This is a genomic window from Apibacter muscae, from assembly GCF_007845595.1.
GTDB lineage: Bacteria > Bacteroidota > Bacteroidia > Flavobacteriales > Weeksellaceae > Apibacter > Apibacter muscae.
Map to the genome: position 1 here is coordinate 1 of NZ_SELI01000027.1, position 14743 is coordinate 14743.

Genomic DNA, 14743 nt, shown 5'->3' on the forward strand with positions numbered 1-14743 from the left:
TTACTCTCTCTGTTTTGAAGATAACTAAAATTTTTAGAAATTTTTTTAGTGTTTTATACGGATTTCTACTATTGTTTCAATTTTTGAGTTAGTAAGATCCACCTAGAAACAAAAATCTAGAGGAAAAAGATTTAGCTTCCATCTTGAATTTTTATGCTGTCTGGAAATTATTTTGTTTCCTATATAAGTGGCAGGGGGAGGTTTTTCCTTTAATACTGGTAGGGGGATTTCATACAGGGAGAGCCATAAATTCACTAACTTTTCAAAAATTTTGGAGTCTGAAAATTTTTTTTTTAGTAAAAATAGGTTCTCTTTCTTGACTTTTATTCCCTTAACAGTTTATAGTGAAAATAAGTAAATAAAATAGAATTATATTTTTTACTTTAAAATATTTCATTAGTTTATTTTGCTACTGATTTTTTATATTATCGAATAATTAATAATAGTTTTCTAAGAAATTATTTATTCTTAATTTCTTCAAATTTCCCACTCCTATTTATTAGATAATTTTTTATTGCTAATATCTTTTCTGTTTCTTTTTTATACTCTGTTTTCTTTATTTGAATTTTATAATTTTCATTAATATTAAATGTAGTGACAATATTTCCCTCATCTATATCATAACTATAATAAAGCTCTAATTTATCCAAAACGTTATAATCATCAGATAAAGTGTATAGGTATAGTATAGATTGTCCTGATGCATCATTAGCTAAAATCAATAAAGGTTTTATATTATATTTCGTTTTAGGTAAGGCTATTCCTTCAAAGTCATTATTAAAATTTTTTAAATCTAATAATGATTTATACTCTTCAGGAATTAAAATAAATTTATTGGGTGTATCTATAAATTCTAAAGAATATTTTAATGGTAATGAGAGTGTATTTAAACTTGTATAAATATCTCTCAGATTTTTCTTATTCTCTTGTTTCTTGAATGCTAAAACATAATCATCAGAATTATATAAAAATAAATAATTATTTTCATAAATAGCTCCATTTTTTAGAAAGTAATAATTAAATGGTTTTTTTATATTATCGTGATCAGATAGTTCTATAAAGTGGACGTTATTCTTAATATTTATATTGAAATTTTTTAATATATATTCTGTAAAAAATTCATAAAGACTACCTTTTCCAAAATATTTAGTAGATTCTAAATTCTTTTCACTGAAAATAGCCTTATTACCACCTAAGATTAGTGTGTCTCCTGAAAACTGTATTTTTATTTTTTTAAAATTCTCTAAATCTATATCCTCTATAGGTTTATCAAAAAATCTTGTTACATCTATTAGTTCCCAAGATATTTTATTATTTGTAGTTGTGGGGGTATCTTTTTCTATTATTAAGGTATCTGATACTTTAATATTTAAAGATTTTTTTTCTATATTACCCTGACAATTTATAACTATAAAAAAAAATAAAATTTGGATGATATTTTTTATTTTAAAATGTTTCATTAGTTTATTTTTGCTACTTATTTTTTATGTTATCGAATAATTTAAGTATTGTTTATAAATAATTAATAATAGTTTTTGGAAATTATTTATTGTTAATTTCTTCAAATTTCCCATTTTTATTTATTCGATAATATTTTATAATTTTTTTGTCGTTTTCAAGTGTTCTTGTAATTTTTATTTTATAATTTTTGTCAATATTGAAAGTATTATTTCCTATATTATTTCCTTGTTCAGTTTCTCCTTCAATGGAAAATAATACTAATTTATCTAATACTTTACCTTCTTCAGATAAATTATAGATATATAAATTTTGCTCTCCAGATTCTTGATATGCTGAAATTAAAATAGGTTTGATATCTTTATTTACTATGGGTAATTTTAGTCCTTTATAATTGCTTAAATACTCCAATCCTAAAAAATATTTATATTTATCAGGTATTGGGATAAATTTGCTGTCTTCTATAGAATCTATTAAGTCATAATTTGTAGGTAAGGATATGTTAGATAATTTATTATATTCACTAATGAAATTATCAGATGGTACTTCCTTACTAAAAAACACTAAATATCCTTCATATAAAACAATCAAAAGGTCATTTATTTTAATAATCTCACCAAAAGGATAATCACACTCATCATCTGGTAATGTAGATCGAATAATATTAATACTGTCTGAAAACTTAATCCCCTTATTAGATAAAGCATTTAAATATCTTTCTAAATTATCTTGATTTGTAAAATAACTTAATGATTTTTCTCTAAGGTTTACATATTCAATATAAGAGCAGAAGTTAGAAATAGTAATATGATTTTCATTTAATTTAATAGTATATTTTTCTATTTCTTTTTTTAGTTTCTCTCTATCTATTCCTTCTAAGTCTATAACAGGATAATCAGAAATATCATAAAAATGCCATACTCCATATTCCTGACTTCTATTTAGATTATTTGTAATAGAATCTTCTAAAAACGATATTATTCTTTTTTTCTTCTATTGTTTTTTTCTTTTCTGCTTTACATGAACAAATCAAAAAAAACAGCTAAAACATATTAATAGATTTTTCATTTTTTAATTCTAATAATCTTACCTTGATTATTTATTTCATATTCTTTTTCTTCCTCGGATTGAGTTTTTTTATTTAAAATTTTCTTTGTTTTTATGAATATTGTATAATTCGTATCTATTTTAAATGTAGTAACAATTTCATTTTTTATATTATTTACTTCACTTTGTTCTACATCCCATGAATCATTATCTATGGTTATTTTAGAAATTATTGTGTTATTTTTGATAACTAATAAATCTAGAAAATAAAAATCTCCACAGGAATTTTCCACAATATATACTTCATAATTATTATTATTTTTTCCTAAATAATAACCTTTTACATAGTCTTCACCACAAGTATAATCTGGATTTAGATATTTTTTATCATATGAATAAATATTATATAATTTATTTTTAATTGATTCACTAGTAACTGGAAATGATTTTACATTATCCTTAGATTCTGGCTTAGTATAGCAAAATATATATCCTGAATATTCTAAAAAAATATGATTATTCATAAAAATAGCTACTAATCCATCTTTTAAATATTCTTTTGGATATCCATTTTTATTATAGTCTAATTCAATGTATTGTACTGTATCCCTTGCATTTATCTTATATTTGTTTTTTAAGAAAGATGTATAATAATCATAAATATATTGACTTCTAAAAAATTTATGAGCCTCCATTTTTTGAATATTTATTTTATTTTTATACTTATTATTAATAAAAAGAGTATCTTTTGTCATATGCAATTTTAAATTTCTCATTTTTATTGAGATAGAATCATCAATATCTGAATTGAACGTTTCTACTCCACAAAATTTCCAATTATTAATTGAGTCAGAAGTTTCTTTTTTAGTAAAAAAATGCTCTCTTTCTTGACATTTATTTCCTTTACAATTTATAGTGAAAATCAGTAAAGAAAATAGAATTATATTTTTTATTTTAAAATATTTCTTTTTTTTATTTATTATTTTCATAAATATTATTTTTAAATATATTAATCTCTTTTTTTCGTCGATTTACAAGTCCATTCTTTCCTCCATTGGTAACATCAGAAAATTCATCAGCCCCTTCAGAGTACTTTTTCATATTAATATTTTTCTTTATTTTAGTTTCTCCTCTTTTTACACCACCTATATTTAGAAATTCCTCTCCTGTATTAAATACTAGACTTACTAAAGCATCAAATTCATATTGGTATAAATTTACTTTTATATCCCTTTGAACAACTTTTTCGTATTTGATTATTTTTTTTTCAAATAATTGTAAGGCTCGTTCATTTGTAATACCATTAGTAAACTCATCCCAGGTTATTTCTGTTTTTTCAACTTCTTCCCGGGTTAGTTTTGTATGACTTTTATAGGCAATTAAATAACCTATTCCTATGGTAGCATAGCCTTCTATATCATCATATGGTTTTGACTTAAACCCTTCAAATGATATTATAAATTCCTTTATTTTCTGAGATGCTTTTAGGGTTTTAGGATCTACTCTATTATCTTTTGTTTCTTCTTTTTTATTATTTACTATATTATTTGTTGCTAGACAATTACAAGTATTAGTAAATCCTAATTCTTTAGCTAAGTCTATTATACTCTTTTTATTTAATTCTATTGATTTTTTTGCAAAATATTTATTTTCTAAATATTTTTTATTAAACTCTCTAACATCCATGTGTATCCAACTATAAGTATGGTTACTATCTATTTTAGTATTATCTTTATTCAAGCCTATAGGCTCTAAACTAAAATAGTTTTTATCTGTCCAACTTGTTTTAGCATTTAAGTATTTTTCAAAAAATTTACTTCTTATATCCTTTAAGGGTGCTATATTTTTATATAGTTGACTTCTTATTTGCCAAGTTCCTTTATTAAATTGAATATCTATAGCCTTGCCTTGATGATTCGTAGTTTTATAGTTTTTAAATCGGCATCGATACCCTGAGCTAATAAGTCCAAAACTATAGTCATTTTGTTGATTAAAATAAAAAAATAATGCTTTTAATCCAAAAAGAAGTGAACGATGAATACCTGGGTATTCATATTTATTATATTTTTCTGGTTCTGTATCATTCCCTGTTCCATCTCCAAATCCTTCACATTTATTTAATTCTTTTAATCCTCTAATTTTACTTATTGTTTGTTGCCCTTTTGTAGTACAACTACATTTTAATTGTTTCCAAACAGTTGAAGAAATATCATACTTAGAAGAAAAATCATCAATAGCTTTTAGAACATTTCCGCATATTTTGCCTGTTTCTGCAACCTTCATATAATCCCTTTGGAACTGTTTTATCATCTTTTCCGTCCTATCCGTAAACTCATCAGTAGGAACATTCCCTCCAAATCCGGCTAATCGTATATTAATTTCTCGTATTAATTCATTTTTATCTCCTTTCTTTATACAGTATTTACCATTACATCCTTCCTCCAACTTTTCAGGTTGTCCTGTAGTAACCGGTCTATTTCCCGGTATAGGTTCCATCTTAATATCTGTGGCATCCACCTCAATAATTCCTGTACTCTTGGCAAGTATCTTTCCCTTTAACCTTACCGATACATAAATTTCATGTTTTCCATCTGCCAGTTCCAACCAACTGGTTCCTCCCTTTTCTCGCATTTCTTTGGTTAACTGTATATCCAATTCCTGCACATCCCCCTTCATTAATACAATTCCGCTATCTAACTCATCTCTCATGGGAGCATCATCTTCATAGACCGTATATTCCACACTTTGGTCTTTTAGGTATTTTCCTTCTATTTTTAATTTTAAAAATTCTCCATAGGATACTTGGGTTTTATTTTCGGGTATATACAAACTTACTTTCTCTATCTGCGGATCTTCTGAAGTAGTTAGTACTTTGTAGGTTTCTTTTGCCTTATGCCAACCTTTTTTTAATAAGGCAGTTCCCTGGTAAAGAAGACTGTCTTCTTCTTTTTTATTTTCTTGTTTTTCTTGTGGCTTTTGGGGTTGTTTTTTGGTTTCTGTGTTGGGTGTATTTTTTTCTATTTCTACCTCCTGCTGGAAGGCACTGTTGGTATTTTCTAGTTGTACGAGTACTTTGTAATGGTGTTTCTTATTTATATCGATTAAAAGCCGGTAATCATTTAATGGAAAGTAGGTAGTTGCAGTTCCTTTGGTACTTACTTTATTTTTGGTTTGGCTTATGATGGTATATTCTTCTTTTCCCAGTTTAATTTCTTTTTTTAGTAAGCTAAATTCTACCATCTTCCCTACGCTATGGGTAGTTTGTGCTACTACATACAGGGTCTGACCCAGTTTTAGTTTGGCATTTTGTGGTAAGGGAGTGGTTTTGGTTATGTCGTATAGTTGTACGGAGGTTAGGGAATATTTTCCTGTAGAAGCAACTTTTATGGTTAAGGCACTGTTATTATTGAGTTCCGGAGTATATAAATAGCCTACTATTTTAATATCTTTACCTAAGGCTTGTTCGTGAAAGGTAAATTCTCCGGTATTTTTTTTGATTTTTTGGATGTATTTTCCTTTTTCTTTGTAATAAACTGCCCATTTTACTTTGGCAGGGTTTTTCATGGTTAGAGGGGTTCCTGGGAACCATTCGGTAACTCTGTATTTTTCTTTTTGTCCTGCTTGAGGGTTGGTATTTCCTGTAATGGTTTTTACTCCTCTTTTTTCTTCTTTTTTTTCTTGGGGTATTCTAAGGATTTGACCTTCTTTGAGGTTGGCTATTTCGTATTTTCCTTTTCCTCTTGGTATAATCTTTATAGCGGGATTTGCTTGTACGATTTGGTGCTCTTCTACTTTATACTCCCGAGCAATCCTCCAAAGGGTTTCTCCTTTTTTTACTTTATGGCTTATGTAAACGTATTCAGGCATTGTGTTTCAAATTTAGCTTTTTTTAGGAATGCTTTTTTTAAGTTCTTTATTCCAACTTCATAAATTCTTACTTTTGGTTTATTCTACCCAATCTTCGGTATCATTGGTTATTTCGTTGGTATCTGTCAGGGGCATTAATTGCTGAAGTACTGTTTCGTCTGATTTTTCAAAATGATGGGAATGTACATCGGTTACTTGTCCATGGTGGATAATTCTTATGCATCCGCTTCCTCCTATGGGACAGGTGGCTGTACTGTCTTCTAATAGAAGCCAGGAATCATTTTCTACTATTTTTTGGTTGTCTTTGTAATCTTTCCACTGGGTTACGTTAACGGTACAGGGATTGTTATTTTTTTTGGAACAACTGCCAAAGCTATTGTTTTGAAAGGTTTGTCCTAGTTCTTTGGTGGTGGCTGCTGGTTTTTTATTTCCTTGTTCTTCGTTTAGGTACACGGAGGTATGGGTTTTAACTTTTAGTTTATCGGTGGTAGATCCAAAGTTACATTGGCATACAGCTCCTTGGCATACAAAGTATTTACGACTCATGGGTTTTTAGTTTTGGGTTATTCAAATAAACGTCCGAAAAATCCTTTTTTCTTTCTTAGATATTTTTGCCATTCTTTTTCTTCGTTAAAGCTTGCTTTATTAGCTTTAGGTAAGGTACTTTCTGTTTTTTCTTTTTTATGTATTTTCAGAACTTCTATTTCTGCTTTCAGGGAATAGCCTTGTTCTTCTATGATTACTACTTCTATCTTTTTTATTAACTTGGTTTGGGAATCTAAGGTATAGATAGCGGAAAATTCCTCCGGTTTATCTATGGATTCTATCAGTACTAAGGGGGAGTTTTGGGTATCGTTAGGGTTCTCTGATCTTTTGGTAAGGCTGTATTCTTTTTTGTCTACTCCTTTTAATAGGGAGGGAAATATCCATTTTTCTTTTTCTGCTGGGGTGGAATAAGTACTATATATAGGAACGGTATACAGGGATAAAAACCAATCATTTTTTAGTTTCTCAAGGAGTAAATCGGAAGTGTTTATGGTGTTATTAATGTGTTGTATGTAACTGTTTATAACGGAACCTGCATAATTTTTTAGCAATTCTTCTTTTACTTCTTCCCATTTTGAAAGGATGGATTGGTAATTTATTAGTTGTGATATTTCTCCTCGGGGGCTTATTTCTACCCATAGTGGTTGGAATATGCTTCCTGCCAGCTCGGATATTTGTTCTGTTAGGGTATCGGGTTCTACTTTGTTTATAAAGGTTTTGGTTAGTTTTTGTATGCTGATTATGGGAGCATTAGTTCCTGAAGATTTTTGGTATTTTACTCCTGCTTGGTATTGAAGGGTTGTTTTTTGTTTATTTTTTTCTATTTCTAATACTACTTGATATTCATGATACAAGGAGGAAAATTTTGCCCTTAGTTGGGGTAGAGAATTTTCTGGGGAAGGAGTGAAAAATAAAGGGATATCTTCCATAGTAATAAGTTTAACAAATAACTCTTCAAATGTAGGTATTTTTGTTCTTTTTTGGATAAAATTTATTTTTATTTTAGTATTAATGGGTGGATTGGTTGCGATTTTATTTCTGTTAGGTAGTTTTTATGGTATAAAAATCCATCCTATATGTCTATAGGATGGTCTTAATCAAATTAAAAACCAATGATAATTACCATTAGAATAAAATATGTTTTTTTCTTAATAGTAAATCAGATATTTATAAAAAACTTCTTGAACTATATTAATAATTTCTGAGTATACCTATCTAAAATCTCTTTTTTTGAAAATAAAAAATTTAAATTAAAAAAAGCACTTTAGCACTTTTATAAAAGTTTTTCCATAGCATCATCAATAACATCATTTTCCAATTCTTTGAGGTAAGCTTGAGTAACAGCTAAATTTTGATGTCCTAAAGCTTCTGATATTATATCTGTAGAAACTCCCTTTTGCTTTAAATTAGTAGCAAAACTGTGTCTGGCAACATAAGAAGTAATAGTTTCGTTGATTTCGCATACTTGAGCTATCAGCTTTAAATCCTTATTGTATTTTTTTAAAGTTTTATCTTTTCTGTATTCTACCTGTATAGGGTTAATCCCTCTTTCAATAATATAGGAAATACATATTTTGTTTTTCTATCTTGAGCTTTGTAATAATCTAATATATTTCTTACTGGAGGTAATATTTTGATTGTAAAATTACCTTTTGTCTTTCTCCGGATATATACAATTCTATCTTCCTTTACATCATTCCATTGTAGATTCATCATATCATAAAAATTCATTCCTCCTGTATAATAACTAAATAAGAAATAATTTTTAGTGTCTACTAAATTAGGATATTGGGTTATATTCATTTCCGTTATTTTTTTAATACTATCCAGAGATAAAGCACGTTTGTTATTTCCTCCCTTTAGCTTAGAAATTTTGTAATTATCAAAAGGATAATTTTCTTTTTTTGCATATCCTTTGACAATAGCATGATTATATAAAGCTCTTAGTGCCCTCATCTTTACAGCTATACCACTATTAGAATTATTATTAGTTCTTAAATACACTTCATACTGGGTTAACAGTTCAGCAGTTATATCCTTAAAATATAATATTTTACTTTTATAAAACTTGAAGAAACTAATTTTAGAATCCTTGTTAAAACGAGCATTCCCTGTTCTTCCAGACTTTAATAAATCTTGTATATAATCTTCCCAAAACACATTGACTGATATTTTTTTATCCTTTTTATACTCTAAAAATAAGGCTTCAAACTCATCAAGTGTAATATCTTCTCCATTAGAAATAGATTCGGTAAAAATACTTTCTGCTCTATTTTTAATTTGAACCAGAGCATTATTTAATGACTTATAATTGGAATAGTTCTTTCTAAATTCTTCTTTAGTATCATTCCATTGAGATTTTTCACAAGATAAATTAAGTGATATAAATTTAGATTTCCTATCTTTGGTGATCCTTAAATATATTGGATATAGACCATTAGATAAGGATTTAGTTCTTTGGATTATTTTTATAGTAGCCATAATTTAAAATTATTTTTCAGGTACAACATAGATACAACAATTTTAGATAAAATAAGAAATAAAATAAAAATAAAAGATATTATTTTTTCATAAGTGGCTGATTCATAAATAATATGAAATTAAAAGAAGTTAAAAGATAAATTAAAGCACTGACTGTTAATCAGAGGGTCGCTGGTTCAAGCCCAGCAGGAGGAGCTTTAATATCAGAAGGTTATAACTAATATCAGTTATAACCTTTTTTTATGAAATCAATTTCACGCACTTATATTAAGTAAAGTTTTATCTACTCCTATATGCATACTAATTAAAATGTATGGCTAATACTTAATTCTTAAATATTAGAAAAAACTCCTTCCAGATACAATTTATATAAACCAGGTTGTATTTCTCCAAAACCGTATGTTTTGTTATGTGTAGATTTTTTACATTTTTAATTTGATTATACTTTCTGTTTTTAAGTAAAAAAGCAAAAAAATTAATCTTTGCTTTAAAATTCACCATAAATATATATTATTAAAAATTCATTTATTTATCAGGCATTTGATGATAATCAAACAATCCTCCAAATATATCTTGTAGCTCTCTACCATATAAATCTTCATCACAATCAAAATTTTTCACAGCTATGGCACCCAGATTATATCTTTTATATATTTCATTATCTGTAAATTTTTTATTTGATTTTAATGAACTTATTATATCTATAATTTGATCTAATATTATTTTATATATAGTTATTTCTGGATATTTATAAAATAATTTTTCTGTTTCCTTTTTCACTTTTAGAATAAGTAAATTATACTCTTTTTTAGTATTGACTTCTTTGTAATTCATTTTATTTGACTTTTAGGTATATAAATTTGACTTCCTCCTCCTTCTGTAGAAATAGGAAGTGGATTTCCATTTTCATCTATTCTAGACCATGTATCTTCTATTTTTGCCGCTGTACTTTTTAATCCTTCCGCATCTTTTGGTAATGTAGAGATTTCTTTTACTACTTCCCTTACTTCCTGTGTTTGTTTCCACCCATTATTAGAATCCCTTACATTATAAGTATCTGAAACTCCTAATTGACTTGGAGTATTGGATGGATTATCTGTATAATAATCTCCTCTCAGTAATGTGCCTTTTGTATTTACTTTAGTATATTGTATTAATTCTGTGCCCTTACTTATTTCAATTATTTATACGGGTTTAGAGAAATCTATTCCTGAAATATGAGATTTAATTTGACGTTCTATTAATTCAGGATAATGTTATTTATATTTTTATGCTATATGTATTGTTTTATTTTAAGATAAATTCATAATTCAATTTAAAAAATATATAAACTTTTTTTCATTTAATTAAATAGATATTATTGGTGAAAATTTTTTCTAAATATTCAAATAATATCTTACCTAAATTTGTGCTAATATTAGGTTTAATATAATTTTCTAAATCTTTTTGTTCTGTATAATATTTTTTTATTTTCTCTATGTTGCCATGAATTAAACTAAATTCAACATTAGCTATTCTATCTGCTAACTTTACTATTATTGCTTCCTGATTATAAATTATTTTTTTATATACTTCTTCTTTCTTTTCTTTTCTTGTATTTCCTTTTCCATCTGTTAAAGCATAAACTATTTCGGCAATATTAATATTAAATCTAATATTAAGCTGCTCTTTAGATGTATTAGTATCTTCTAAGATGTCATGCAACCAAGCAACAGCTAATAATGTATAATCTTCTTCGGAATAAAAACCAACAGCGTTTCTTATTAATACTTCAACTACGTGACCTAGATGAATATCGTAGGGATAAGCACCATATTTTTGTTCTTTATGGGCTAGTATAGAAAACTGTCTGGCATCCTGAACTAATTGATAATAATTCATTACATATTTTCATTTAATATTCTTTGTACTTCTTCTGAAGATAAATAATCATCTTCATCTATCCATCCTGTCATATAATCATTCAAGAAAGAAGTAATTTTTAAATGATTTGTTGTCCACTTTTTTTTATCTAAAACTTGTATATTTTGAATTTGCTCATGGAATTTAATTCCATTTTTAGGTATCCTAAATAATGTATCCTCACCATTAATATTTTTCTTATAGTATATATAATTATAATCTATCATAAGCTTTTATTTTATACTAGAAACCCCTTGTGGATTAGGTATCTTAGATGAATTTTCAATCATTATATTTTTTAATTCTATTTGTCTAGCTACTTCTGTGCTAGGTAATCTTGCTTCCTCATATAAAATATGATTAATATTTTGCTTCACATTAAAACTTTCAGGTGTATGAAATTGAAGTTCAAAAACTTGTCCATTTGGTGTCTCAAAATTAGTATTTATACCTTTATAAATAGCTCCATCTTTAAAAGTGTTTTTTATGGCTACTTCTTTATATCCATTCTGTTTTAAGGCATCTAACATTGTTTTTGTTCTAGAAGTTAATTTTGAGTTTTCAAATATGGTTGTATAGCGAAGGACATCTTTCATTTCAGCATTAAGTCCATCAGTTTGTAGTTTTCTAGTTAAAGACTCAACAGATTTCAATCTAAAATCAAGTCCTTCCATTTTTCCTTCATTTTCTTCTGCCAGCTTTATAAGTAAATCTGTAAGTTCAGCTTCAGCTATTTTAGCTTGATCTATAAGTTCCTCTGCTTTTATTTGTTCTGCACTCTTTTCAAAAGCACCATCTCCCTTTTTTTGAGCCCTTAGTTTATCCCTAAATTCTATGGCTTTATGAACAGCAGAGCGCATATTATTTTTAACCCCTTCTACAGAATTTGCTAAATCGGCTTTGGTAGCATCTGCTACCTTTTCCATTCCTAAAGAGTTTCTTTGCCCAGTTTTTCCTCCTGCAGGAATTCCTCCCATGCTTAAAAGCAAGGCAATACTTTGAGGATCTCTTTCGGTTACTGCATGATAAGCTGCTGTTTCTGCAAAGAAAAAACTTTGTGCAGAAGCTTTGGCTACTTCATTGGCATTAAAACCTTCCGTATCGGACATATAGTAAGCATTGGCTCCTCCCCAAGCTCCAAAAATACCTCTTCCTAACATTCCGTATTTAGAAATAGTCTTTAGATAATTAACTCCGAAATTACGGAAAAAAGTCATGGGTTTGGTTAGTAAAGTTCCCCCGCCCCTAAAGGCATATACATACATAAAAGCTTCCAAACCAGTCATTAATACATTTCCACCAAAAATACAAATAGCTTCAAATTCACTAGTTACATTGGGTTTATAAACAATATTATAACCAAAGGCTCTGCAATTTAAATGCTGAGGTTTATGGTTAGATACGGCTTTATGCTCTCCAAAAACAACGTCGTCTTTTATTACTAACCAAACTCTAACGATAGCGGCCTTATCTCCGCATATTTTCCCGGCTAATAGAGCGCCTCCGGCAGCTCCGGCTATGGCTGCCAACAATACCCAACCCGCCGGGCAGGACATAAGCAAAGCGATGGCAGCTGCAATAATAGCTACCAATAAAGCTACCCATCTGCAGGAAAAATCTATCCCTTTGCACTTTAAGCTGTATTCGGTAAGGTAATATTTGTTATTTTCAAGGAGAACATTTTCTTGGCTGGTCTTTAAGGATGCCGGTTTTAAGCCTCCTTCGCACATAAAATAATGGCTTTCATTAAAAATTTCATTTGCCATTGTTTAAGATATTTGGGTTATAGTAAATTTCATTTTATGGAAAACCAAAGAGGGATGTGCGATTTCTTCCCAATAAACATGAGCTTTCCGTATAAATCCACTTTCAGAATCTATCTGATAATCTGCCTGCAATTGATAAGACGGTTGAAAACTTATCTCATTCATAAAGGGCATTTTTCCATAGGCTTTATCTAACCAGCCTGTAGATGGCTTAAAACTTCCGGAAATACTTAAATTTAAAACTTCCGAAAAAAATTCAATTGGTGTATAACCTTGAATATCCCAAGCTATTTTTCCGCTGCGATATGCATTTTCTTTTACCAATGTATCAGAAAAATTAAGCTTTTTTCCATAACCGGCTAATTTGAAAAATAAAAATAAAAATTCTTGTTCATTAAGTAATTGCTTCCATATATCCGGTGATTTCATCGTTTGGTCATTCAAAGAAAAAAATTCCTCAATATTGGTTCCTTCATTAAAATAAGGCACCAATTCTTTTTTTATTCTTAGCCATTTTTCTTGTAAAGCAGATAAATTTTTTATTTCCAATATTTCTCCTTCATGGGAAACTCTTGCTGTAAATTCATCGTATAATTTTTCCAGTTGACGAGTTACCATAAACATTTCTTTAAAGGTAGGATTAGAAGTTTCTACCATTTCTTTATCGTAGCTTACCAAATCTATAAGTACAGAATTTTCATAAATTTCTTTTACCTGTAGTATATATTTATTTTCTACAACTGTTTTTACGTTCATGCTATTGACTTGCATTTCTCCTTCTAATCGCACTTGGTATTTTTGAATTCCCTTCTTTCTAAATCCAAATCTTTTTAAAGCCTTGGCTTTTATTTCATCTTTTTCTTTTTTTTCTTCTCTTTGTTTTTGTTTGAATTCTTCTTGTAGCTGACGGGTTAATTTCTTAAAATCAGAAGGTTTCTCATCATCCTCTAAAAAAAAATTAAATTTTTCACTCATAGTCATTGATTTTAAAAAGAGGATTAATTAATTTTTATTTTTCCACCTTGCCACTGTCCCGGGCCTTTAACTTCAATCTTTTCACCATTAATATTTATTTCCGAAGCAGAAAGAGATATTTTATCCGGAGTTAATTCTATCATAGAATTTCCTGTTATAATGGTAACATTAGCATCTCCTTTTATGGTTATATTTCCACTCTGATCCATGGTTACATTTGAAGGCCCTGCATCATTATCCTTTCCACCTACATTAATTATATGAGTAACAGCAGCATTAGTTACTGCATTCCCAGCCCCGTCAAACTTCATACTAGCTCCTCCATTATCGGTGAGTAAAGCGCTTCCTTCTTTATCATTAAATTGTATCTTGTTTCCGGTTGGGGTTTGTAAACCTTTGATAAAATTCCCGGCTCCCCCATGTCCGGATTTTCCTTTTCCGTTAAACATAGCGCCTAGGCTTACGGGTTTTTCTGCGTTCCCGTTCTCAAAGCTTACGATTACTTCTTCGCCTATCTCGGGTACTACATGCATTCCTTTTCCGCTACCGGCATATGGGGTGATGGAGCGGATCCAGGGGCTTTGTCCTCCATAGGCTTTCTGCCATGGGAATTGTACTCGTATACGGCTCATGCCCTCAGGGTCGTTGTTATCGGTGACGATGGCGGATTGTTCTTCACAGGCTGGAAAGGCGTCTTCATC

General features: G+C 28.8%; 14 protein-coding genes. All 14 read right to left on the reverse strand.

The window, feature by feature from the left end; genetic code table 11:
* Positions 1-458: 458 nt before the first annotated feature.
* Positions 459-1460: a hypothetical protein gene (locus tag ETU10_RS11025; protein WP_146312279.1), complete on the reverse strand. Its 1002-nt coding sequence runs from the start codon at positions 1458-1460 to the stop codon at positions 459-461.
* An 82-nt stretch (positions 1461-1542) separates the two neighbouring features.
* Positions 1543-2049, reverse strand: coding sequence for a hypothetical protein (locus ETU10_RS11030; protein ID WP_146312281.1), 507 nt, complete (start codon positions 2047-2049; stop codon positions 1543-1545).
* Between the two features lie 473 nt (positions 2050-2522).
* On the reverse strand, positions 2523-3494 hold the full coding sequence (locus tag ETU10_RS11035; RefSeq protein ID WP_146312283.1) for a hypothetical protein: 972 nt from the start codon (positions 3492-3494) through the stop codon (positions 2523-2525).
* On the reverse strand, positions 3478-6372 hold the full coding sequence (locus ETU10_RS11040; RefSeq protein ID WP_146312285.1) for a glycoside hydrolase family protein: 2895 nt from the start codon (positions 6370-6372) through the stop codon (positions 3478-3480). The genes ETU10_RS11035 and ETU10_RS11040 overlap by 17 nt, the downstream gene beginning before the upstream one ends.
* Before the next feature lie 78 nt (positions 6373-6450).
* Entirely contained in the window at positions 6451-6918 is a 468-nt protein-coding gene (locus ETU10_RS11045; protein WP_146312287.1) for a DUF4280 domain-containing protein, read from the reverse strand.
* Between the two features lie 17 nt (positions 6919-6935).
* Positions 6936-7847 (reverse strand): hypothetical protein, encoded by a 912-nt coding sequence (locus tag ETU10_RS11050; RefSeq protein ID WP_146312289.1) that lies wholly within the window; start codon positions 7845-7847, stop codon positions 6936-6938.
* A 344-nt stretch (positions 7848-8191) separates the two neighbouring features.
* Entirely contained in the window at positions 8192-8491 is a 300-nt protein-coding gene (locus ETU10_RS11450) for a tyrosine-type recombinase/integrase (RefSeq protein WP_146312300.1), read from the reverse strand.
* Positions 8443-9399, reverse strand: coding sequence for a site-specific integrase (locus ETU10_RS11060; RefSeq protein ID WP_146312291.1), 957 nt, complete (start codon positions 9397-9399; stop codon positions 8443-8445). The genes ETU10_RS11450 and ETU10_RS11060 overlap by 49 nt, the downstream gene beginning before the upstream one ends.
* Positions 9400-9924: 525 nt before the next feature.
* Entirely contained in the window at positions 9925-10233 is a 309-nt protein-coding gene (locus tag ETU10_RS11065; RefSeq protein WP_146312293.1) for an immunity protein Tsi6 family protein, read from the reverse strand.
* A 504-nt stretch (positions 10234-10737) separates the two neighbouring features.
* Positions 10738-11280: an HD domain-containing protein gene (locus ETU10_RS11070; RefSeq protein ID WP_146312295.1), complete on the reverse strand. Its 543-nt coding sequence runs from the start codon at positions 11278-11280 to the stop codon at positions 10738-10740.
* Positions 11280-11528: a hypothetical protein gene (locus tag ETU10_RS11075; RefSeq protein ID WP_146262712.1), complete on the reverse strand. Its 249-nt coding sequence runs from the start codon at positions 11526-11528 to the stop codon at positions 11280-11282. The genes ETU10_RS11070 and ETU10_RS11075 overlap by 1 nt, the downstream gene beginning before the upstream one ends.
* Positions 11529-11534: 6 nt before the next feature.
* Complete coding sequence (locus ETU10_RS11080) at positions 11535-13067, reverse strand: hypothetical protein (protein WP_146312297.1); 1533 nt, start codon at positions 13065-13067, stop codon at positions 11535-11537.
* A 3-nt stretch (positions 13068-13070) separates the two neighbouring features.
* The gene (locus ETU10_RS11085) at positions 13071-14042 is read right to left on the reverse strand and encodes a hypothetical protein (protein ID WP_146292879.1); all 972 of its coding nucleotides are present in this window, start codon (positions 14040-14042) and stop codon (positions 13071-13073) included.
* 23 nt (positions 14043-14065) lie between these two features.
* On the reverse strand, positions 14066-14743 hold a 678-nt coding region (locus tag ETU10_RS11210), incomplete at its 5' end, for a phage baseplate assembly protein V (RefSeq protein ID WP_221410388.1).